Annotated in this window: 15 protein-coding genes, 1 tRNA gene and 1 pseudogene; 9 read left to right on the top strand and 8 right to left on the bottom strand. The window is 50.0% G+C overall.

All coding sequences use genetic code 11. The features are described from left to right. Nucleotides 1-568: 568 nt before the first annotated feature. On the top strand, nucleotides 569-1540 hold the full coding sequence (locus ACJMNB_RS02330) for a PD-(D/E)XK nuclease family protein (RefSeq protein WP_405338593.1): 972 nt from the start codon (nucleotides 569-571) through the stop codon (nucleotides 1538-1540). A 304-nt stretch (nucleotides 1541-1844) separates the two neighbouring features. Further along, nucleotides 1845-3331, top strand: a pseudogene (locus tag ACJMNB_RS02325) (ATP-grasp domain-containing protein); the annotation flags it as partial. A 1313-nt stretch (nucleotides 3332-4644) separates the two neighbouring features. Here ACJMNB_RS02325 and ACJMNB_RS02320 read toward each other — a convergent pair. Beyond that, on the bottom strand, nucleotides 4645-5457 hold the full coding sequence (locus tag ACJMNB_RS02320) for a DUF2971 domain-containing protein (RefSeq protein WP_405338591.1): 813 nt from the start codon (nucleotides 5455-5457) through the stop codon (nucleotides 4645-4647). A 538-nt stretch (nucleotides 5458-5995) separates the two neighbouring features. Between ACJMNB_RS02320 and ACJMNB_RS02315 the strand changes: the two genes are divergently transcribed. From ACJMNB_RS02315 to ACJMNB_RS02305, 3 genes are read left to right on the top strand one after another with little or no spacing between them, the layout of a single operon-like run. Continuing rightward, complete coding sequence (locus ACJMNB_RS02315) at nucleotides 5996-6133, top strand: hypothetical protein (RefSeq protein ID WP_405338589.1); 138 nt, start codon at nucleotides 5996-5998, stop codon at nucleotides 6131-6133. Nucleotides 6134-6180: 47 nt separating this feature from the next. Then, nucleotides 6181-6474 (top strand): hypothetical protein, encoded by a 294-nt coding sequence (locus ACJMNB_RS02310; protein ID WP_405338587.1) that lies wholly within the window; start codon nucleotides 6181-6183, stop codon nucleotides 6472-6474. Beyond that, complete coding sequence (locus tag ACJMNB_RS02305) at nucleotides 6471-6713, top strand: hypothetical protein (RefSeq protein WP_405338585.1); 243 nt, start codon at nucleotides 6471-6473, stop codon at nucleotides 6711-6713. The genes ACJMNB_RS02310 and ACJMNB_RS02305 overlap by 4 nt, the downstream gene beginning before the upstream one ends. 134 nt (nucleotides 6714-6847) lie before the next feature. On the opposite strand, the gene ACJMNB_RS02300 is transcribed toward ACJMNB_RS02305, so the two are convergent. Together ACJMNB_RS02300 and ACJMNB_RS02295 are read right to left on the bottom strand one after the other, a co-directional pair. Continuing rightward, nucleotides 6848-8137 (bottom strand): citrate synthase, encoded by a 1290-nt coding sequence (locus ACJMNB_RS02300; protein ID WP_405338583.1) that lies wholly within the window; start codon nucleotides 8135-8137, stop codon nucleotides 6848-6850. 32 nt (nucleotides 8138-8169) lie between these two features. After that, a complete protein-coding gene (locus tag ACJMNB_RS02295; RefSeq protein WP_405338581.1) occupies nucleotides 8170-9462 on the bottom strand; it encodes an aminotransferase class I/II-fold pyridoxal phosphate-dependent enzyme in 1293 nt (430 codons plus the stop codon). A gap of 309 nt (nucleotides 9463-9771) precedes the next feature. On the opposite strand from ACJMNB_RS02295, the gene ACJMNB_RS02290 reads away from it, so the two are divergent. Further along, nucleotides 9772-10713, top strand: coding sequence for a hypothetical protein (locus ACJMNB_RS02290; RefSeq protein WP_405338579.1), 942 nt, complete (start codon nucleotides 9772-9774; stop codon nucleotides 10711-10713). An 85-nt stretch (nucleotides 10714-10798) separates the two neighbouring features. Here ACJMNB_RS02290 and ACJMNB_RS02285 read toward each other — a convergent pair whose 3' ends face one another. Then, a complete protein-coding gene (locus ACJMNB_RS02285; RefSeq protein WP_405338577.1) occupies nucleotides 10799-13399 on the bottom strand; it encodes a DEAD/DEAH box helicase in 2601 nt (866 codons plus the stop codon). 78 nt (nucleotides 13400-13477) lie between these two features. Here ACJMNB_RS02285 and ACJMNB_RS02280 point away from each other — a divergent pair, with 78 nt between their 5' ends. Further along, nucleotides 13478-15577 (top strand): polysaccharide biosynthesis tyrosine autokinase, encoded by a 2100-nt coding sequence (locus ACJMNB_RS02280; protein ID WP_405338575.1) that lies wholly within the window; start codon nucleotides 13478-13480, stop codon nucleotides 15575-15577. Further along, nucleotides 15577-16464, top strand: coding sequence for a glucose-1-phosphate thymidylyltransferase RfbA (gene rfbA, locus ACJMNB_RS02275; RefSeq protein ID WP_405338573.1), 888 nt, complete (start codon nucleotides 15577-15579; stop codon nucleotides 16462-16464). The genes ACJMNB_RS02280 and rfbA overlap by 1 nt, the downstream gene beginning before the upstream one ends. Before the next feature lie 180 nt (nucleotides 16465-16644). Here rfbA and rph read toward each other — a convergent pair whose 3' ends face one another. From rph to ACJMNB_RS02255, 4 genes are all read right to left on the bottom strand, one after another. After that, entirely contained in the window at nucleotides 16645-17370 is a 726-nt protein-coding gene (rph, locus tag ACJMNB_RS02270; RefSeq protein WP_405338571.1) for a ribonuclease PH, read from the bottom strand. A gap of 10 nt (nucleotides 17371-17380) precedes the next feature. After that, nucleotides 17381-18232, bottom strand: a complete 852-nt coding sequence (locus tag ACJMNB_RS02265) for a prephenate dehydratase (RefSeq protein WP_405338569.1) — start codon at nucleotides 18230-18232, stop codon at nucleotides 17381-17383. Nucleotides 18233-18254: 22 nt separating this feature from the next. Then, the gene (locus tag ACJMNB_RS02260) at nucleotides 18255-18908 is read right to left on the bottom strand and encodes a C40 family peptidase (RefSeq protein WP_405338567.1); all 654 of its coding nucleotides are present in this window, start codon (nucleotides 18906-18908) and stop codon (nucleotides 18255-18257) included. 212 nt (nucleotides 18909-19120) lie between these two features. Beyond that, a complete protein-coding gene (locus tag ACJMNB_RS02255) occupies nucleotides 19121-21487 on the bottom strand; it encodes a DEAD/DEAH box helicase (protein WP_405338565.1) in 2367 nt (788 codons plus the stop codon). A 258-nt stretch (nucleotides 21488-21745) separates the two neighbouring features. On the opposite strand from ACJMNB_RS02255, the gene ACJMNB_RS02250 reads away from it, so the two are divergent. Continuing rightward, nucleotides 21746-21830 (top strand) — tRNA-Ser (locus ACJMNB_RS02250). Nucleotides 21831-22244 lie beyond the last annotated feature (414 nt).

Genomic DNA, 22244 nt, shown 5'->3' with positions numbered 1-22244 from the left:
GCATATGTTCCACAAGTTAGCTTAACAGCTTGCAAAAGTCATATAAAATGAGATTTGAAAGGATTAGAGACTAATTATGATGAAATGGACCATATGAAGGCCATGAATGTGGTCCATATCATTGCAAAGTTTGCGGACAGGAATATTCATCTTTAAGTAGCCTTACGAGTGCTTGGTGTGTAAGGTGCAGTAATGAACATTGTGTTCCTTATGAAGGTAGTGAACATGGCTCATATCATTGTAAAGTCTGTGGACAGCAATACTCATCTTTAAGCAGCCTCACAAGTGCTTGGTGCGTAAGATGCAGTAATGAACATTGCAAACCAATGAATGGCTAAATCAAATGCCTAAATGTGAAAAATGTGGCAAGGATATCCTGAATGCAGAACGGAGAGAACTTTCCGTTCTGCATATTTCGGGTGTCTATTGCGATGTCTGTTATAACCTCTTGAACGGGCTGAATTGGGTGATGGGTGCATCGCTATATGGAAGCGTTTGGCATTCACTTTCATTACAAGAAAAATCAGATTTTATCAAACACTACAAAGAAAAAACTGGAGTGATTTGAATGAAACCAAATCTTTTTAATTACGCCACATCAGAATTAAGCCAAGATGCTTTCCTGCTTTGGCTTTTAGAATGGGCAAATCCTTTGAACTCCGAATATGATCTCGAACTATACAAGACCGCCTCGGATTTTCTTCGTAAAATAATAGATGTTGATGAAGAGTTTGATATAAAAACTGTAGTTTGCAAAAAGCAACAATATCATATCGATGTTCTTGCTATTGTGAACAATGAAATCGCAGTAATTATAGAAGACAAAATCAACACTCAAGAGCATGGAAATCAGATTGCAAGATATCGTCAGCAACTCGAAACGGATCTAGGCACTCAATATGACATAAAGTGTGTATATCTAAAGACAGGTAATGAATGCTTGACGAATTTGCGGAAAAACGCCGATAGCGGGAATTTCAAGATATTTATGCGGCGAGACCTTCTTAGAATTCTTGAAAAAAGCAATTCCGACAATATAATTTTAAGAGATTTCGTTTCGAGAATAAAGTTTATTGAAGAATGTACTAATCAATATAAATCAAAGCCATATCATGAATGGATGCATAACGGAGCCGCATGGCAAGGATTTTATTCATGGCTAGAAGATAATCTCGGTGATAACCTTGAATGGCGTTATGTTAGCAATCCCAATGGTGGCTTTTGGGGGTGTTATTGGTATTGGAAATGGTGCAAAGCTTTTAATTTTGGAATTTATCTACAGATAGAACAAAATAGAATTTGTTTTAAAGCGGATAGTAAACCAAACATGGATTGTATAAAAAAATGCCGAGAAAAAATTTTTTCTCTTGCATCAGGAAAAAATTTAAAGATAGAGAACATAAGATTCCATAAAGGGAACTTTGTCACAATATGTTTTGTTGACACCTCGTATCTATTTAGCAATGACATATTTGAAGAAAAAGAAATACTCGCAAAAATAAGCATCTTGACAAAAATAATCGATTCAATTGCGGATTAATTTGACAAAAGCATTCTTGATGTTTTACCAGCATTCGCGTTAGGGATAGTGACCCCTTGGGGCGGAGACTCGCGGCAATCTTGTATTACTGTTCATTGGAGCGAGGCTCCGTTTTATGAGGTTGGGCGGGAACGGAGTGATCCGGACAACCCATAAAATATAGCCCGACCCACGCCAGTGGGGAACGCCCAAATGATTAGGCAACGTGCTCCAGATTTACCACAAGGAAAAGCCTGCAAGCCGAGTGTCGCAAAAATATGCTTGCATATTTTTATGACCGAGGCGAAGCGGCGGACGCCGAAGGCGTCAAAAGCCGGCTGGCGTCATCGTGCAGTTCGGTGGCCAGACCCCGCTGAACATCGCCCGCGCCCTCTCCGACGAAGGCGTGAAGATTCTCGGTACGAGCATCGATTCCATCGATATCGCCGAAGACCGCGACCTGTTCCGCAAGATGATGGATAACCTCGGCATCCCGATGCCGGAAAGCGGCATGGCCACGAACATTGACGAAGCCCTCGCTTGCGTCAAGCAGATCGGTGGCTACCCGGTGATGATCCGCCCGAGCTTCGTTCTCGGTGGCCGCGGCATGGAAGTCATCTACGACGAAAACATGCTCCGCGAATACGTAGCCAAGGCTGTCGGCGTGACCCCGGATCGCCCGCTCCTCATCGACCGTTTCCTCCACAACGCTCTCGAATGCGAAGCCGACGCCCTCTCTGACGGCGAACACGTCTACATCCCGTCCGTGATGGAACACGTGGAACTTGCCGGTGTCCACTCCGGTGACTCCGCCTGCATTATCCCGCCGGTGACCATCACCAAGGAAAACCTCGCCACCATCAAGGATTACACTCGCAAGATCGCTGAAGCCCTCCACGTGTGCGGCCTCATGAACATGCAGTACGCTATCGAAGACGGCAAGGTGTTCGTGCTCGAAGCCAACCCGCGTGCATCTCGCACGGTGCCTCTGGTCTCCAAGGTCTGTAACACGCCCGTGAGCCGTAAGCGACTCGTCTTAACGAGTCGTCGGAGGCGAGAGTGAGGCTGTAAGCCGAACGGTCTTCACAGGCCCGCCTCGCGACCCGCCTGATGCTCGGTGAAAAGCTCGAAGACCTCAAGCTCAAGGACAAGAAGTTGCAGAAACCCATGCGCCTCGGTCATGTGCAAGCAAGCTTGCCCGCGACACTCGGCTTTAGGGTTTTCAACCACCACGGCGCCAAGGAAGCTGTGTTCCCCTTCGACAAGTTCCCGAAGGTGGACCCGGTTCTCGGCCCCGAAATGCGCTCCACCGGTGAAGTCCTCGGCCTCTCCGACGACTACGCCCTCGCTTACTACAAGAGCCAGGAAGCCGCCGGTTCCCTGCTCCCGTCCGAAGGCGCTGTGCTCATCAGCCTTTCTGACAAGGTGAACCTCTCTGAACAGGCTATCGAAATCGGTAAGGAATTCCAGAAGCTCGGCTTCAAGATCTACGCTACCGAAGGTACTGCCAAGTTCTACGAGAAGGAAGGCGTGAAGTGCGAAGTGGTGAACAAGATTGCTGAAGGCCGCCCGAACGTTCTCGACATCATCCTGAACAAGCAGGTGAACCTCATCATCAATACGCCGTGGGCAAAGCGCGACGCCATCAAGGACGAAAGCGCCATCCGCAAGGCCGCCATCAAGTACAAGGTTCCCTACATCACGACCCTCGCCGGTGCCTACAACACCGTTAAGGGTATCGCGGCAGCGAAGAAGGGCCACGGTGAAGTGAAGAGCCTCCAGGCCTACCACGCAAGCATCGAAGAGGTGTAAGGTCCCTGAGCCTGCCGAAGGGCCGTAAGACGAAGGGGGAAGAATCCCCCTCGCTTCAGCCCCGACCCGCCCTTATAATCACGCCCACTCATACGAGTGGGCGTTTTTTTGTATAACCCGCCCAGCCGGGTCTTCCGCTACCCCTTCTAGCGGGTGCTCAGGCGCCGCACCCGCAACGCCCGGCTTACCCCGCCCTCCCGCCCTATTTCCAACTTGGAATAATCCAGCTTTTCTTACTGAAGTACGTTTTCTGAAGAAAAATGAATTGAATTGTAAACTTTTTTGAGATACATGCTCGTTTTTAAGTTATTTTTAGGGTGAAAAGAGTTTAGCTCTTGTTCTCCAATCGAAATCTCGACCATTTCTTGAACGAGAATAAGGCGAACGCTCACGCAGGCATTCCGCTTTTGCGGTATGTCTCAGTTTGCTGTATTAGCAACAGCCCTTTTGGGGCGTGGGTCGTTTGTGTTTATCGTTCAAAGGCTGTCGAGAGCCCCGATTGGATAAATGCATCGACTCGCGCCTTTTTTGTTTTCTTGTAAAAAAGCGTAATTCCTTGCACAAGATGCTAAACCAGAGTTATAAACAATGGAGGCTGGCATGGCTTGGCAAATTCGTTTAAACAATTGGGTTGAGAGCGTGAAAACAGATATTGCAAATTATTCTTTTTCATCGTTGCAATAACATCAGCTTTCTTTATATCTTGCAATGAACAATCAACGTCTCCACAACAAAGTAATCCCTCATATTTCTGTCAATACAATGGTTACACCTATAGTAATTACAACGACTATCAAGCTACATGTATAGCACCGACTTCAAGTGCAAGTGAAACGTTTTATTGTCAATACAATGGATATACTTATAGTAATTATGCTGATTTCTTAGCAACATGTATTGCTCCTGTGACATATTATTGTGAAATAAATGGAATAACATATAACGATTATTCGTCCTATTTGACTCTATGTACTCATCCCCTCACACCGTCATCATCTTCTCTAGAGATGAAATCTTCCTCTTCAAAACAATTTGTGTGTAATATACCGAGGTGTAGTTCTGTGAGTGATTGCTATGGTGATGCGGTTCGAAAAGCTATCAAGAACAATCCGCGAGACTCAGATGCGGCTTATCTGGAAGCAGGACGAGAATGTGGATGCGCAAATACTCAGTGCTCGAAAATGTCCTGCTATAGCAGTAATGAAAAAAATGCTACGATAGAGGAAAAATGCCAACTACAATATAGATGTGCGTGCTATATTTAAAGAGAATGCAGAGCGTTCTTTCGGTAGTTAATTTGATTGTCGTGCATTTCAATATGTACCATACAATGGTTCTTCGGGTATATCGTAGTTCATTTCGAAAGTACGAATATCCTCATTGCTTTCGGTAATAGCCTTATGTAGTGTTTTTTTTATTGCCTCATCCCTATATTTAAACCTGTCTCCAGTAATAATTCCGCATATGGAATTTTTTATAGGCAAAAGAACATCGTCAGTATCTTCTAATTCACTGTTTACGAGAAGAAGCCTGTATTCTTGTTCTGGAGCGTAATCATCCAATTTTGTAAATAGATGTTTAACATGGTCTTTATCTAAATATGTTTCGTGCGCCTCCCAAAACATATCTTCATATTGCTCGAGTTCATCGTCATTGACATATTGGATGGGCCTACAAAAACATCTGCATTTTACATCTGAAAATTCAAGAGAAAAATTTTCTTCTAGCCGTTTTCGATCAAATATAAGGCACACTCCTGCATGGGATTCTGCATAATAGGTCCACATAGATACTCTATTCCATCCTCTTTTGATGGGTTTACACCAATGTGGATTTTGGTCTGTTGAGAACGAAACCATTCGGACAGCATATTTTCTTTCTTTAATAGCATCAGAGTGTATTTCAACGGCTTTGTGGCATTCTTGTTCCGAAAGGGTCTCGTTGATTAGAATGCCGTTTATTTCTCGCAATCGATATTCGTGCGGATCATTCATTTTTTCTGGTGCGCGCAGTAGCAGTTTTCCCGATTTCAGTATTTTTATCGCTGATTCGACTTTTGTATAGTGATATAAAAATCGAGGTGAGTCTTCTGTGTTGTGTGCGCATAAGTCAGATTTTGAAATCATAAGAAATCCCTTGACTTTATACAAAGTCGTAATGCATTTTTATTTCACGATGTAATGAAATATAATAAAATGTCAAAAAATGTCAACTATTTTTAATGGAAGTGTAAATGGAGCGAGGCTTGATTGCCGAATTAGGTTGAACTAGGGTCTTTTTGCCGGCTCAACAAGAATGTAGATGTTTCTGTTATAGGATCAATATGGGGGGGGGGATGGTCCCTTTGTGGATTAAAATAGCCCTTTTAGAACATTCCTGTAAACTTCCGATATTGACTTTGACTTGGTATTTTTGGGGAGCAATGCTTCGTTGCAAGAGCTACGCGGGTGTGCCGAAGGCACGGCCGGGTTGCCTTGTAATATAGCCCGACCGCACATATATGTGCGGGAACGCCCAAAAGAAGAATGTCCCGTCCCGTGCCTTTGGTCTCCAAGGTTTGTAACACGCCTATGAGCCGTAGGCGACTCGTCGTAACGAGTCGTCGGAGGCGAGAGTGGAGCGTAAGCGGAACGGTCTGTAAGTGCCAGCCTCGCTACGCGCCTCATGCTCGGCGAAAAGCTCGAAGACTTGAAGCTCAAGGACAAGAAGTTCAACCACCACGGCGCCAAGGAAGCTGTGTTCCCCTTCGACAAGTTCCCGAAGGTGGACCCGGTTCTCGGCCCTGAAATGCGCTCCCTGTGAGCCGAAGGCGACTCGTCTTAACGAGTCGTCGTAGGCGAGAGTGAGGCGTGAGCCGAACGGTCTCCATAAGTGAAGTCCTCGGCCTCTCCGACGACTACGCCCTCGCTTACTACAAGAGCCAGGAAGCCGCCGGTTCTCTCCTCCCGTCCGAAGGCGCTGTGCTCATCAGCCTTTCTGACAAGGTGAACCTCGTTGACCAGGCTATCGAAATCGGCAAGGAGTTCCAGAAGCTCGGCTTCAAGATCTACGCTACCGAAGGTACCGCCAAGTTCTACGAGAAGGAAGGCGTGAAGTGCGAAGTGGTGAACAAGATTAAAGAAACCTCTGCGCTTCGGTCATGAGCAAGCAAGCTTGCTCGCGACGCTCAGCTTACGAGGTTTTGCTGAAGGCCTCCATCAAGGACGACAAATGCCAAGGGCGAGTGAAGCAGGATTGCTTGCAAGCCTATTTCCGAGCCCAGCATTTGGGAGCCGAAGGTCGCGCCCATGCTTGCATGGGCATGACCGAGGCGATGCGAACTGGCGTCGTAGACGCCAAGTGTAGTGAACCGAGGGGCGCGCCCAAGCTCGCTTGGGCATGACCGGGAATCTCCAAAAAATTAAAAGGTGTTCCGAAAGGAACACTTTTTTTGTGGCAGAGACATACAAGTTTGTTAATACACTTAAAGGCCATAGCAGTGATGCTATGGCCTTTTTTATTAAAAGTTGAATAAGATTAGCGCTTGTCGCGGTCGACCCAGGGGCGAGCCGTGTGGCCCGTGTAAATCTGGCGCGGACGGTTGATCTTCGAATTCGGATCGTCGTGCATTTCCTTCCAGTGGGCGATCCAGCCGGGGAGTCGGCCGATAGCGAACATCACGGTAAGCATGTTCGTCGGAATACCCATGGCGCGGTAGAGAATGCCCGAGTAGAAGTCCACGTTCGGGTAGAGCTTGCGTTCGATGAAGTAGTCGTCCTTGAGGGCGGCTTCTTCGAGCTTGAGCGCAATGTCAAGCAGCGGATCGTGGAAGTGTTCGCGTTCGAACACCTGGTACATCAGCTTCTTGAGCACCTTGGCGCGCGGATCGTAGCTCTTGTACACGCGGTGACCGAAACCGGAAAGACGGAACGGATCGTTCTTGTCCTTGGCCTTTTCCATGACCTGTTCGATGGTCATGCCGCTCTGCTGAATGCGGAGCAAGGTTTCGAGCACAGCCTGGTTAGCACCACCGTGGAGCGGGCCCCACAGGGCGCAAATGCCTGCGCAAATGCTGGCGTACAAGTTGGCGTGAGAGCTGCCCACCATACGCACGGTGGAGGTAGAGCAGTTCTGTTCGTGGTCGGCGTGAACAATCAGGAGAGTGTTCAGGGCCTTTTCCATGATCGGATCCGGATGGTAAGAACGGGCCTTGCTGCTGAACATCATGTTCAGGAAGTTGCTGCAGTAGCTGCGTTCTGCTTCGGGGTACACGAACGGCTCGCCGATGCTAGCCTTGTAAGAGAAGGCTGCAATGGTGCGAATCTTGGAAATGAGGCTGGCAGTCGTCAGGTCGAACACGTCGGCGATGTTTTCGTCGTCATAGAAACGCGGCGTAAACAGGCCCACGGCGTTCACGATGGAGCTGAGGATACCCATGGGGTGGGCGCTCGGCGGCATCTGCCTGAAGAAGTGCAACAGGTTTTCGTGGAGGAGGGCGTTCTCGGTCAACAGCGTGCGGAATCGAGACAGCTGCTGCTGAGTCGGCAGTTCACCGTAAATCAGGAGCCAGGCGGTTTCGGGGAAGGTGGCCTTTTCGGCGAGATCCTCGATGCTGTAGCCGCGATAACGCAGAATACCGTGTTCGCCATCCACATAAGTGATGGCGCTACGGGTGCTACCGGTGTTCAGGTAGCCGTAATCCAAGGTCACCAGGCCGGTTTCCTTGCGGAGTTTACTGATGTCGAGACCGTGTTCGTTTTCAGCACCTTCAACAACGGGGAGCTCGATGCTCTTTCCGTTGTAATTTAAAATGGCGTTGTCGGACATGATTCCTCCAGTTAATGCGGACTTTCCGCAGTTTACTTCATTGCCTTGATGCAATTATAAATATTGTCGAAGAGCTTGGGGAGCTTTTCGGTCGGCACGGCAGAGAATGCGAGACGAATCAGGCCAGAAAGCATGATCGTACCCGTGCTGTAGTCCTTGATGAGCTTTTCGCGGAGCTGTTCGGCGTCAACACCCTTCGGCTTGATGCACATAAAGTAACCGCTGTTGCAGGGCATCGGGTCGAAGGCGTCCTTGTATTCCGGATGGGCGGCGAGGACTTCCTTGATGATGTCGTAGCGCTTCTTCAAGGTAGCGTACTTTTCGGCCTTCTGCTTGGCGTATTCTTCGCTCTGGTAGGCGGCGAGCAGAATCTTCTGGCTGATGCTCGGGGCGTTAGAGATGTTGCCACGGACGGTACCGGCGGCCTTGTCTTCAAGAGCCTTGAGCTGGGCTTCGCTTGCGCCCTTGAAACCGAAGCTCATGAAACCGACGCGGAAGCCCCATACGTAGTCTTCCTTGGTCGGGCCGTCGAGCTTGACGGCGAGGAGGTTTTCGTGGGCGTCCACGAGCTTCACGAAGAGGGATTCCTTGGTCACGCCTTCTTCGTACACGAGTCCGAAGTAAGCGTCATCGAGGAGAGCCACCACCTTGTTGCCCTTGGCGGCGCATTCGGTGAGAATCTTGGCGATTTCAACGGCTTCCTTTTCGGTAGCGGTGTAGCCGGTCGGGTTGTTCGGGAAGTTCAGGAGAACGACCTTCTTGTCGCCCTTGCTTGCTTCGAGTGCAGCCTTCAGAGCTTCGGTATCGAAACCGCCGTCCTTGAAGGTGTTAAAGGTCTTGATCTTGGCGCCGCGGGCGTTTTCGAACACGAGCTCGTAGTTGTCCCAGTACAGGTCCGGAATGATCACTTCGTCGCCGGCGTCGAGGAACATGTAGCCGGCGCAGCTGATGGCATGGGTGAGGGCGCAGGTCACGACCGGGTTGCTGAAGCTCTTCTGCTTGAGGGTCGGGTTCTTGATGATGACCTGTTCCTTCCAGGCCTTGCGGAGATCCGGGTTACCGAAGCTCGGGGCGTACAGGAAAGAAGTCTTGGGGAGGTTCAAGGACTTGAGAACGCAATCCAGCACCAACGGGCTGCCATCGTCTTCGAGGGCGGTACCGATCGTAGCGTTGATTTCGGAGCCCTTGGCTTCGGCGCCCTGGCCGAGGATACCCTTGCGGGGGAAGAAGATTGCCTTGCCCTGTTCAGAGAGCATGTCGAGAACCTTGCAGCCGTTGGCAGAAAGTTCGGCGTTGAGAGCCTGTGCTAAAGGATTGTAGTTCATGGTTTGTGTCCTTTTGAATTTTACGCGCGCAAAGATAGAAAAAAGCGAGCGCAGCGCAAGGGCTAGCTTGCTAGAGAAACCATACGAATTGCCGTCAAAAACATCCATTTATTACATAATTTTGTAAGGGGCAGGTCTTCCCCTCGGCTAAGCCTGGCTTAGCCTACCCTTTCTAACGGGGGCTCAGGCGCCACCCCCGTAACGCCCCGCTTTTTCGTGACTAAAAACACCGATTTTTGCAAAAAATGTAAAGATGCTTGTCTAACGGGAATGATTAATTTATATTGAAATTGTGTTGAGGAGGCTAGAATGAAAAAGTTTTTGATTGGCGGTGCCGCGCTCTCTTTTGCGCTTTTGGCTTGTGCCGACAATTCCTCGTCTGGTAACAATAACCAGGTGAGTACGAATTCATCTGGTGACGTAGGCCTCACGGTGGGTAAATGTCTTGATAATGGCTTGGGACTCGCTAAAAGGGGCGACTCCGATGAATTGGACAAGGCTTATCTGGTTCAGGGGTCTGATTATTGCCAGATTATGGTGCCTGCATTGAACGATTATTGCGATGTTGACGCTCCGTTTAAATCAAAACGTTCTGGCGATACATTGGAAATATACTTCAATCTCGAAGAAGCCGCTGTGACAGAATGCATGTGCATGAAGGATCACTGGTTTGATATCAGCTGTGGTGATGCCGACGCCAAGTATTTCAAGTATTCATACGATGTCTTCAAAATTGTGGATGAACCTGCTCCTATAAGCCCTGAACCGGAAGAACCTGTGATTCCTGATGCTCCGGAATTTGATGAATCTGAACCGCACCAGCATACGACCGATGTCATCGGTAAATGCAAGAGAGGCTCTGACGACGAAGAATCTCTTTTGAGCCATAAATATATCCGTGTTGCTGGATGGGATCATTTCTCGGAAACAACCGAAAATGATTCAATTCCGCTTGCCTTCAAGTACAAAGATGTAGGTGATGTTGCGGTTCTTGTTATGCAGACCTCATTCAGCTGCGATGAGTATGTTTCTAGCGTGAATGTTTTCGTTTCGAATGACACGCTCTTTGTAAAACCGCAAATAAGTAAAGACGAATCGGAGAAATTAGCCCCGGGTGAAGGCTGTGCCTGCTATACGGAAGCTGCCTTCAAATTGGAAAACGAAGGCGCTTATGCCGATGCCAAGTACATGGTTTTCGGAAATCACATGGAAAAAGTGTATACACTGAGAGATGGCGCTATCTACGATTAAACCATGAGCAAGAGAATCATCATAACCAAACTCCTTGGAATGATTAGCGCACCCCTTCGGGGGTGCGTTCTTTTTTAGAGCCGTTTTAGACTTCGCCGATGCGGGCGAGCTTAAGGAGCGGCATGCCGGCGTCGCGGCATTCGGCAAGGTCAATGTCGAAATCGATACTCCAGTCGTTGAAATCTTCTTCGTCCTGGAGCATTTGCTGCACGTGCATGATATCGCCTTCGTAAGTCACAATCGTATGGTGCAGCGACCGACCTTCTACATCCAGGCGGAAATTGTGATGCTCTGCGGTGTAGGCGGCCATAATCTCGAGCAGACGCGGTTCCGTCCAGGGTTTGCCTTCGCTGTCTACGAGCATCTGGCCTTCGGCAAGGTCATCGGCGAGCATGTCCAGGACATCGCCGTAGGCCTGTTTTTGCAAGGCACTCATAAGCTGGAATATGCGCTGGCGTACCATGACGATAAAGCGCTTCTTGTCGTAGGTGATGTCGGCGGCCACCTTGTCGGCCCCGAAGGCGGTTTCGAGTTCTGTGGCTCCTGCGGCTTCCATGCGCTTCTGATAATCTTCGGGATGGGCCATCTTTTCCCATTCTTCCAAGAGACTGGAGTCGGTACGACGAATGGTGTCTCCGAGGAAATCTTCCATTTCCCGGAGCTCATCGTTCTTGTAACCATCGGGAACCGTTTGCGAAAGCACCTTGTAGACACCGTTTAAGTGGCGTAGCAAAATTGCTTCCATGCGTTGCAAACCGTATTGCTTTACATACCCGCTAAAAGTGCTGAAATTTTCAAACATTTCGCGCACAATGCTCTTGGGTTCCACATTCACGTCCACCCAAGGGTGCTCTTCGGCAAAGGCGTTGTAGGTGTCGTAAATGAAGTCGCGCAATGGCTTCGGATATTCAACTTTTTCAATTTCTTCCATGCGCTGGTTGAATTCCATTCCTTGGGCCTTGAGTTCGTCGAGTCTTGCGTTGCGGGCCTTGTTCTGTTGAATACGCAAGATTGCATCGGGGTTTTCGACGATGCTTTCGCATAAAGTAATTACATCTAGTGCGTACTCGGGACTTTCCCGCTCCAGTTTCGGGAGGGTATCCACCAAGTACAGCGAAAGTGGCTGGTTCATGGAAAAGTCGTCTTGCAAGTCCATGTTCACGCGTAGGTGGCTGTAACCTTCGGCAATGGGCGTAATAAACTCAATGATGTGCTTTTCTACCAGGCTTCTGAAAAGCTGGAAAGCGCGGTGGTTGAGTTGCTTTTTGCTGGCGGCACTTTCGTGACAATCCTTGATAAGGTTGCGCATGGCGCGACAACCATCGGTAGGCCTACTCAGAATGTTCAAGAGCATTCCGTGGCTCACCTGGAAGCTAGAAGTAAGCGGTTCCGGGGCCGCGGCAATCAAGCGCTTGTAAGTGCTTTCGTCGAAAGGGACATAACCATGTTCAGGCGGTTTCTTTTTCTGGAATTTCTTGCCGGTCTGTTTCGTCTTGGCTTCAAGTTTCAAATTTTCAATGACATGCTCGGGGGCCTGCGCCACTACATAGCCGATGTCGTCAAAGCCCTTGCGTCCGGCTCGGCCTGCAATCTGGTGGAAGTCGCGGGCGGTAAGAATTGCTGTCTTGTCGCCGCTATATTTGCACAGTTGCGTAAACAGTACCGTTCGAATGGGCACATTTACGCCGACGCCAAGCGTATCGGTGCCACAAATGACCTTGAGTAAACCCTTTTGGGCGAGCTTTTCACAAAGAATGCGGTACTTGGGCAAAAGTCCTGCATGGTGTAGGCCTATGCCTTGCTTAAGCCAGCGCTTGACTTCGGGACCGTAGGGGCTGCTGAAACGCATTTCTTTAATCGCTTCGTTAATCGCCTGCTTTTCTTCCTTGGAACATAGGTCCAGACTCATGAAGTTCTGGGCGTTGGTGGCTGCTGCGGCTTGAGTAAAATGCACTACGTAAACGGGCGCCTTGCCGCTGGAAACGAGCTTTTGCACCGTGTTTGAAATTTCTGTTTCGGAGTAGCTGAAGTCGAGCGGAACCGGACGCTGCGAAGACCTTACGGTAACCGATTCCCGGCCCGTATGCTTTGTCATTTCCCGTTCAAAGAATTCGGTGGCGCCAACAGTGGCGCTCATGAGTAAAAAGCGTGCATTCGGAAGTGTTAAAAGAGGAATTTGCCAAGCTACGCCGCGTTCCTTGTCGGAATAGTAATGGAATTCATCCATGACTACATCGGTAATGGTCAGCATTTCGCCTTCGCTAAGGGCCATGTTGCTTAAAATTTCGGCAGTGCAACAAAGGATGGGGGCGTCATGGTTGACGGTAGCGTCGCCTGTAGAAAGGCCTACGTTTTCGGCGCCGAATTCCTTGCAAAGCGCCATCCACTTTTCGTTTACCAGGGCCTTGATGGGACAAGTGTAAACGCTGCGACGTCCGTGGGCGAGGCTGTCGAAATGGAGGGCCAAAGCCACCATGGATTTCCCGGAACCCGTGGGAGTGTTTAGAATGACGTTCTTCCCGTCTAAAAGTTCCAGGATGGCTTCTTCCTGAGCGGGGTAAAGCGTGGTGCCTCGTGATTCAGCCCATGCAATAAACGAGTCCAATAAGGTCTCGGCGCCTTCGTTGGCGTTAAAAGGGACTTTCGGTAAGAATTCTTTAAGACTTTTACGGGCGTTTTCACTCATAAAGCCAAAGATAGCTTTTTAGGAGTACCCCTGTTTTTTCTAAATTGTGAAAAAATTTGTGTTAGAGGATAACTGTTTATGGCGACAAAGAAAAAAGAAGAAACCGACATTGCTGAATTATTGAAGGAGCTGGCGAAGAATTGGTACATTATGTTGCCATGCCTCTTGTTTGCAGGCGTGGTTGGTTTGCTTGTTGCCATGTGGATTCGACCTGTGTACCAAGTTGATGCTTTGCTTCAGATTGAATCTAAGAATAGCAAGAGCGCTGCTGGAATGATGGGTGGTATTGGAGCGTTGTTTTCGACAAGTAGTCCTGCCGAAACAGAAATGGAACTCATCAAGAGCCGTCAGGTGATGGGGGCTGCTGTTGAAAAAATGCGCCTGGATTTGAAGGCTGAACCTCTCGACAAATTGGACCGTTTGTTCCATCGCGAAGGTCGTGTCGAGTTGAACAATTTCTATGTGAATTGGGAAAATGTTCCTAAAGAAGAACAGGAACAGCCTTGGGAAATGCTTGCCAAGGATACGCTCGGTAATTTTGACCTCTTTGACCAGAATGGAGTAAAAGTCCTTTCGGGAAGTGTCGGACAGACCTATCATTTTGTATATGCGGGTGATTCGGCCTCGTTTGGAATTTTTAGGGCTGAAGTTCGCCCTGGTCAGAGATTTGCTATTACTAGATTCAAACGTCTTGATGCGATTGATAGTTTCCGTGGTGCGTTCGATGTCAAGGAAAAAGGCAAAAAAACGGGTATTTTGGAATTCTCTTATCAAGATATTTATCCCGATCGTGCTGTGGAAATCTTGAACGAAGTTGCCGCATCGTATTTGCGTCAAAATGTGGAAGAGCGTAATGCGGAAGCCCAAAAAACATTGGAATTCCTAGAAAAACAGTTGCCCGATATTAAAGCGCAGATGGATTCATCGTTGTTGAACTTGAATACCTATCGTAATCGGGTTGGTTCTGTTGATATCAATGCAGAAACGCAGCTGGTGCTCCAACGCCGTATGAAGTTGCAGCAGGATATTCTTGCTTTGCAACAGCGTAAACAAGAGGCCATTCGCTTGTTCCATTCCGAACACCCGGCGGTGAAAACTCTCGAAGAACAGGAAGAGGCTTTGAATCGCGAATTGGCAGGTACCTCTCGTGATGTGAGAAAATTGCCGACAACTCAGCAAGAGGTATTGAAACTTTCTAATGAAGTCGAACTGAGTAAGGTCATGTATACGACCATGCTCAATAATATTCAGCAATTGCGACTTGTTTCTGCGGGTGAAGTGGGGTCGGTGCGTATTATTGATTTCGCGGAACAGGTAACAAAGCCTTCGAAACCGAGAAAGAAAATTATTTTGGCTGTGGCGTTGTTCATAGGTTTCTTGTTAGGCGCATTGATTGTGTCTGTTAAGACGAAGTTCAGCAGCGGTGTGAAGAGTTCCTCGTTTATCGAAAAGGAAACGGGCTTTACGGTGTATGCTAAGGTTCCCAAGGGCAATCCCAAGGGAACCAAGGGTGTCAGACCCCTTGCCGTGGTGGAACCTGATGACGTGGCCGTGGAATCGTTGCGTGCCCTCCGTTCTTCGTTGGAATTCTCTATGATGGATGAAGGTGGTTCCGTAATAGGCGTAAGTGGCCTTATTCCGGGTGTTGGCAAGAGCTTTGTGTCGGTGAACTTGGCTGCTCTGTTTGCCGGTCTCGGTAAGAAGGTTCTGTTGATCGATGCCGACCTCCGTAAGGGTCGCCTTCACAAGGAATTTGGCATCAAGCGCGGTAATGGCCTTTCGCAGGTGTTGCTCCGTGCCGCCAATCCAGATGATGTTGTCTGTAAGACTGAAGTTGAAAACTTGTTTGTGATTCCTTGTGGCAATGTTCCCAATAATCCGGCCGAATTGCTTGGCTCCAAGCATTATGCCGAATTGATCGAACAGTTCAAGAACGATTACGACTTGGTTATTGTCGATACGCCGCCCATTATGCTGGTGACTGACGCTGCTCTCGCTTGCCGTGTGGCAGCCCAGATTGTCATGGTGATTGAGTACAACAAGCATTCTATTGAAGCGATTAAGGATGGTATGGCCCAGATTCTTAAGGGAAATTCCAGTGCCCATGCTTCTATCGTGATCAATAAGTACGAACACAGCCGTACCGAAGGGTATGGCTACAAATACGGGAAGTACTAATGAAAGGAATCGTTCTCGCCGGAGGCTCCGGTACCAGGCTTTACCCGTTGACCATGGTGACTTCTAAACAGCTTTTGCCTGTTTACGACAAGCCCATGATCTACTACCCTTTGTCGACCCTCATGTTGGCGGGAATTCGTGATATCCTTATTATTTCGACCCCTACGGACTTGCCGAACTTTGAACGCTTGCTTGGTGATGGCTCCTCCATGGGTTTGAACCTTTCGTACAAGGTGCAGCCCAGTCCGGATGGCCTTGCTCAGGCCTTTATTTTGGGTGAAGAATTTATCGGTAACGATTGCTGCGCCATGGTGCTCGGAGACAACATCTTCTACGGTAACGGCTTTAGTCCGCTTTTGAAGGCTGCCGTGAAGAATGCCGAAGAGAAGGGCCGTGCCAGCGTGTTTGGTTACTATGTGGAAGACCCGGAACGCTTCGGCGTTGTGGAATTCGACGAATCGGGCAAGGTGATTTCGGTGGAAGAAAAGCCGAAGGAACCCAAGAGCAATTACGCCATTACCGGTCTTTATTTCTACGACAATCGTGTGTCGGGTTATGCGAAGGCTCAGAAGCCCAGTGCCCGTGGCGAACTTGAAATTACGGACTTGAACCGCGTATATTTGGAACAGGGCGAACTCGACGTGAAACTCCTGGGCCGCGGTTTTGCTTGGCTCGATACTGGTACCATGGATAGCCTGATTGAAGCGGGTGAGTTCGTGAAGATGGTGGAAAACCGCCAGGGAATCCAGATTTCTGCGGTTGAAGAAATTGCCTACATTAACGGCTGGATTTCTAAGGAAAAACTCCTGGAGTCTGCCTCTAAGTACGGAAAATCCCCTTACGGTCAACATCTGCGCAAGGTGGCCGAAGGTAAGATTCGTTACTAGTCTACTACGGAATTAAAAAAGAGCCTGCAAAAATGCAGGCTTTTTTCGTATTTATTAAATGCGATAGAGCTGAGCGGTCTTTGTGAGCAACAAGCGCCTCGTATTGACGAGGCGTGGTTGCGAGAGCGCGAGCTAATGATAAGAACCGACTTGATTTCAGCTCGCGCGGTCTTTATGTTTTTACGGGAGTTCGCCGCCGATCAATTCCATCTGCTTTTTATAGATGTCCTTGCAGGCGTTTTCGCCGAGGTCAAGCAGCGTGTTGAGCATGTTGCGGTCGAAGCTGGCATGTTCGCCGGTCCCCTGGACTTCGATGAAGTTCTTGGCGTCTTGCATGACCACGTTCATGTCCACATCGGCGGCGGAATCTTCCACATAGCAGAGGTCGCAAAGCGGCTTGCCGCTCACGACGCCGACGGAGATTGCCGTGATGCCGTGCTGCAGGATTTGCTGGGTGAGACCGAGGCGGGCCTTGATTTTCTTGAGGGCAATCGCAAGGGCGACGAAGCCGCCGATAATGCTTGCGGTACGGGTGCCGCCGTCGGCTTCAATCACGTCGCAGTCGACCACGATGGCGTTTTCACCGAGGGCTGCCAGGTCGGCTGCGCCGCGCAGCGAGCGGCCCACTAGACGCTGGATTTCTTGAGTGCGGCCGCTCGCGCCCTTGCGCTCGCGTTCCACACGCTTACCCGTGCTCTGCGGGAGCAGGCTGTATTCGGCTGTAATCCAGCCGGTGCCTTTGCCGGCGAGCCAGTCCGGAACTTTCGGGAGGAGAGTCGCGTTACAGATCACGCGGGTACGACCCATTTCAATCAGAACGGAACCGTCGGCGCTGGAAATAAAGCCCGTGGTCATTTTGAGGTTGCGGTATTCGTCAAACTTTCTGTCGGTACGTTCGTAAACCATATTCTACCTCTTAATATTTCAAAGTTTCAATCACGCCTTTCTTGAAGGTGCCCAAAATGTACATGTTGTTCGTGTAATTCTTGAGTTCGGCGAGGGCGGCCTGTGCGCGGTCTTCGTTCACGTTTGCTTCGAAGGACACGTGGAAGATGTATTCCCACGGTTTGTCCGGGTGAGGCCTGCTTTCGCAGCGAGTCAGGTTGATGCCACGCTTGGCAAAGCATCCCAGCGCATTGTAGAGTGCGCCCACGGCATTGTTGTCGGCGAGTTCAAATAACATCGTGGTCTTGGCACCTTCAACTGAATCAAAGGTGGCAGGAACTTTCTGGATGCCGTAAAAGCGGGTGAAGTTCGTGCCCTTCAAGTTTTCGAGGCCTGCCTTCAAAATATCCAGGTTGTAAATCTTTGCGGCGTAGGCACTAGCGATGGCGCCTTCGTCTTTTGCCTTGCGGGCGGCAAGTTCTTCGGCTGAGCCTGCGGTATCGAATGCGGGTACTGCCTTAATCTGCGGATTTTCGGCAAAGAACTTGGAGCATTGTGCAAGAGCCTGCGGGTGGCTGTAAATGCGCTTGAGGTCTTCAAGTTTCACGCCCGGCATCACGCACAAGGTGTGTTCGATGCGGAGCATGACTTCGCCTACAATGCGGTGACGCCACTTGTAGAGCAAATCGTAGTTCGCTTCAATAGAGCCTGCCGTGGAATTTTCGATAGGAATGGCTCCACCATCGGCTTCGCCAGTTTCAATCGCTTGGTAGATTTCTTCGAACGTGTCCATGGGGAGCGTTTCGATATCTTCGCCAAACAAATAATGGGCGGCGCAATCGCTATAGGCTCCCTTGCGGCCTTGAAATGCAATTTTCTTCATGCTAAAAAATATAGTTAATGTGCTATTTAAACCGTCTGGCGCCTTGGTACTTGTGGCCCCAGTACTTGTCTTGCATGGGCGAAATCATGACGCCCTTGCTTGTGCTGGCGTGAATAAAACGGTCTCCGCGCAAGTAAATGCCCACGTGGTCAATTTTCCAGAGGCTTCCGAAAAATACAAGGTCTCCTTCTTTCAGGCTTCCGCGGCTGACAGATTTTCCGCGGCTGTCCTTATACATTTTAGAAGAACTGTGATCCAAGGCGATGTTATAGTAGCCTTTGTAAACCTGCATCACGAAGCCGGAACAGTCGGTCTTTGTCTTGGTGGCTTTCCCGTATACGTATTTGGCCCCCATCCATTGGCGAGCGAATGTTTCAAGGTTGCTTTTGGGGGCGGCTTTCTGTGCAGCCTTAGCGGTTTCTTTCTTCTTAATTGCGGCGCGAGCCTTCTCGGCGGAGTTTAAATGCTTGCTGGAGTCGGGGGCAGCTTCCTGTGCAGTTTCTTGCGGTGTAGCTTCCAGCGGTTCTTCTTTCGGCGGTGCAGTTTCGCTTGCCGGTACTGGCTTGTAGTCTCCGATGTTACGGTCGTAGCCCGTGCGTACCGGAAAAGAGCATCCGATATACCACAGGCATGTGCTTGCGAGTATGAACGGAACTAGTCGGTAGAGCGAAAACATCAAGCGAAATGTAATTAAATTGCGATGGGTTGCAGATGAAGTTGATCGTCAAAAAAATCTATTTTACTTGCTAAGACAGTCTATTTGACGATCCGATAAAGAACCGCAAGCGTCGTGCGTTTATGAATCTGTTCAGTATCGGAATTTCGTTTGAAGACCGTCAGCCTCTTTTGAGGCTGAACGTGTTCTAGAAAAGGAACCTTCGTGAAAAGCTACACTCTGCCGAAACGGCGGGTTTTGCGGAAGGGCTTGTCGCCAAAATTGCGTTCGTCGTGATCCTTGCGGAACTTTTTGTCACCGAACATCTTTTCGCGGCGGGCCTTGCGGTTTTCGAAGGGTTTGTCGTCACCGAATTTTTTCCCGTGACGGTCTCCGTCGAATTTACGTTCGCCATCGCGGTGGAAACTGCGGCGGTCTTCGCGACGGGCGCGGGGCTTTGTTCCCGGAGCGGGGCCGGTGGGCGGTTCGTCGGTCATCAGGCGGAAGCGAGATTCATTACCGCGGATGGTCATGTCCGCGAGAATGTCGAGGACTTCTTGCGGCATGGTTTCGGGGAGTTCTACGGTGCTGAACTTGTCGAACAGCTTGATGCGGCCGATGTTGGAACTGCTGATGTTGCCTTCTCCGGCGATGGCGCCCACGATGTCCCTGGGCGTTACATGGTCGCGGCGGCCGACACCCAGGTAGTAGCGCAGGTAACCTTCTTCGACACCGTTTGCACCTTCGTTGCGTTCCTTGCGCAGGCGGTTCTTTTCTTCGCGGTCGAGACCGAAATTATCGCCGCCATCGCGGCTATTGCGTTCGCGGCGTTCGCCTCTTTCGCGCGGAACGTCAAGGGGCTTGAGTTCCGGGAAGAGCGGCTGCTTTTTCTGCCAAATCTTGATGACTGCGGCGGCGATGTCTGCGGCGGATAGCGGTTCAGCACCTTCTGCGGCGCTTTCTGCGACCATGCTGTCCACCAGTTCCTTGAACTTGTCCAGTTCGCCGGTGGTAATCACGCTCTTGATCTTGTCCTTGAAGGCGGCCACGCGCTTTGCACTGATGACTTCGGCGGTGGGCATTTCCATGGTTTCAATCGGCTGGCGGGTTGCCTTTTCGATAATCTTGAGCATGCGCTTTTCGCGCGGGGTGATAAATAGGATGGCGTTACCGCTGCGGCCTGCACGACCCGTACGGCCAATGCGGTGCACGTAAGATTCGGTGTCGAAAGGAATGTCGTAGTTCACCACGTGCGTGATGCGGTCTACGTCGATACCGCGGGCGGCCACGTCGGTGGCGACGACGATATCGAGCTTGCCCATCTTGAGTCGGTTGATGGTGCGTTCGCGCATGGACTGGGCGAGGTCGCCGTTGAGCGGGGCTACGTTGAAGCCGCGGCTTTCAAGTTTTTCGGCGACTTCAGTGGTGTTTTGCTTGGTGCGCACGAAAATCAGTACGCCGTCGAAATCTTCGCCTTCGAGCACGCGGGCGAGGGCTTCGATCTTGTGTTCGTTCTTCACGAGCAGGTAGCGCTGGCGGATATTTTCCACCGTTGTTGTCTTGCCTTCGATGCAGGCTTCTTCGTATTCACCCAGGTACTTGTCGATAATTGCCTTGACTTCCTTGGGCATGGTAGCGCTGAAGAGGGCGCGCTGGGCGCTGGCCGGGATTTCCTTGAGGATGGTTTCCACATCTTCCATGAATCCCATGTCGAGCATTTCGTCGGCTTCGTCGAGAACGATTGCCTTTACGCCTGAAAGCACAATGGAGCCGCGCTTGATGTGGTCAATGAGACGGCCCGGGGTAGCGACCACGATGTTGGCCTGTCTCTTCAAGGTACGCAATTGCACGGCGATGTCCTGGCCACCGTAAACGGGAACCACATGAACCTTCGGCATCTTGGCGGCATATTGCTGAATCGCTTCGGCAACCTGGATGGCGAGTTCGCGGGTGGGCGTAAGCACCAGCATCGAGGTTTCGTGACCATTAAAGTCGAGTCTGGAAAGCAGCGGGAGCGAGAAGGCCGCCGTCTTTCCGGTGCCGGTCTGGGCCGTACCCAGCAAGTTTCCACCCTGCAAAAGGGCCGGAATGGCCTTTGCCTGAATGGGGGAGGGCGTTTCGTAATTTAAGGCCTTGATAGCTTCAAGGACTTCGTCTGAAAGTCCGAGGTCTTCGAAAGTGACGAGAGCTTCGTCTGTGGGCTCGTCGTCTTCGGTCGGTTCCTCGTCAGAGGTTTCTTCTACAGTTTCGTCTTGGACCGGAGATTCGTCGGCAGGAGTTTCTTCAGCGACTACCGGTTCGGCGCAGTCCTTCTTGGATTCTGCGTAATCGTCGTCATCTTCGGGCTGTTCGACTTCGCCTTCCTCAAATTCGACCTTTTCGCCGACTTCGATGGCCGATTTGCGGCCTTTCTTGAGCACATCGCCCTCTTCGTCTACAACCACGCCGTTGGGGTTCACTTCGAGGAACGCGGCTTCATCCGCTTCGTCTTCGTCAGCACCACCGGCAATGGCATTCAAAAACGCATCGGCTTCGCGAGCGATTTTGGATTTGGGGTCAATAGATTCTTCGGGAATACGTTCTTCAGTATTCTTCGTCATAATACGCCTTCAGGGACCCGTAAACTTCATCTGCGGCCCATGCCGCACTATCGAATCGTTCTTGTGCCGGTTGCCCGGCCGAACTTTGAAAAGCCCCGAAGCGCACTCGCGCTTATAAACCTGAAGTTTGTTGGATCCGTTTTGTTGGATTTGCGGCCAAATGTAGAAATATGGGCCCCCATTTCAAAGGGTTGCAAGTTTTTCTTTAGAAAAGCTTGTAGACAGTCGAAAAATATTTTGCTACATTGTGCAAACCTCGGAGAGATGCCAGAGTGGTCGATTGGGCCGGTCTCGAAATCCGGAGTCTGTCACAGGACCGAGGGTTCGAATCCCTCTCTCTCCTTGAAAAAGAAAAGGTACCCGTAGGGTGCCTTTTCTTTTTTTGTTGGTAAGCAGGGGATGAGAACCCTCGCAGAGGGTTCGATTAACTGCGTGAGAGCGAAGCGAACTTACGCAGTTAAGGATTACGGCCGAAGGCCGCAACCCGAAGGGTGGCGAGGGAACAAAATGTGACCGAGCCGTCCCATCCCTCACTCTCCTTGAGATAGGGAAATGTTTCTTTCTTAAAAAAAGAACCCGCTTTTCAGCAGGTTCTTTTTATACCCTTTGTCGCGGTTTGCTCGCGGGTACAAAAAAAGCCCAACCTTGCGGTTGAGCTTTTTAAGTACCTTGTAGGGCGGTTGGCTTGTGGGTACAAAAAAAGGCCCAGCAAAGCTGAACCTTTTTTATACTTTGAATGGCGGTTGAAAAAAGGAAC

The sequence above is a fragment of the Fibrobacter sp. genome, assembly GCF_045131395.1.
GTDB lineage: Bacteria > Fibrobacterota > Fibrobacteria > Fibrobacterales > Fibrobacteraceae > Fibrobacter.
Note: the sequence above shows the minus strand (reverse complement) of the source record. Positions and strands in the feature narration are given on the sequence as shown.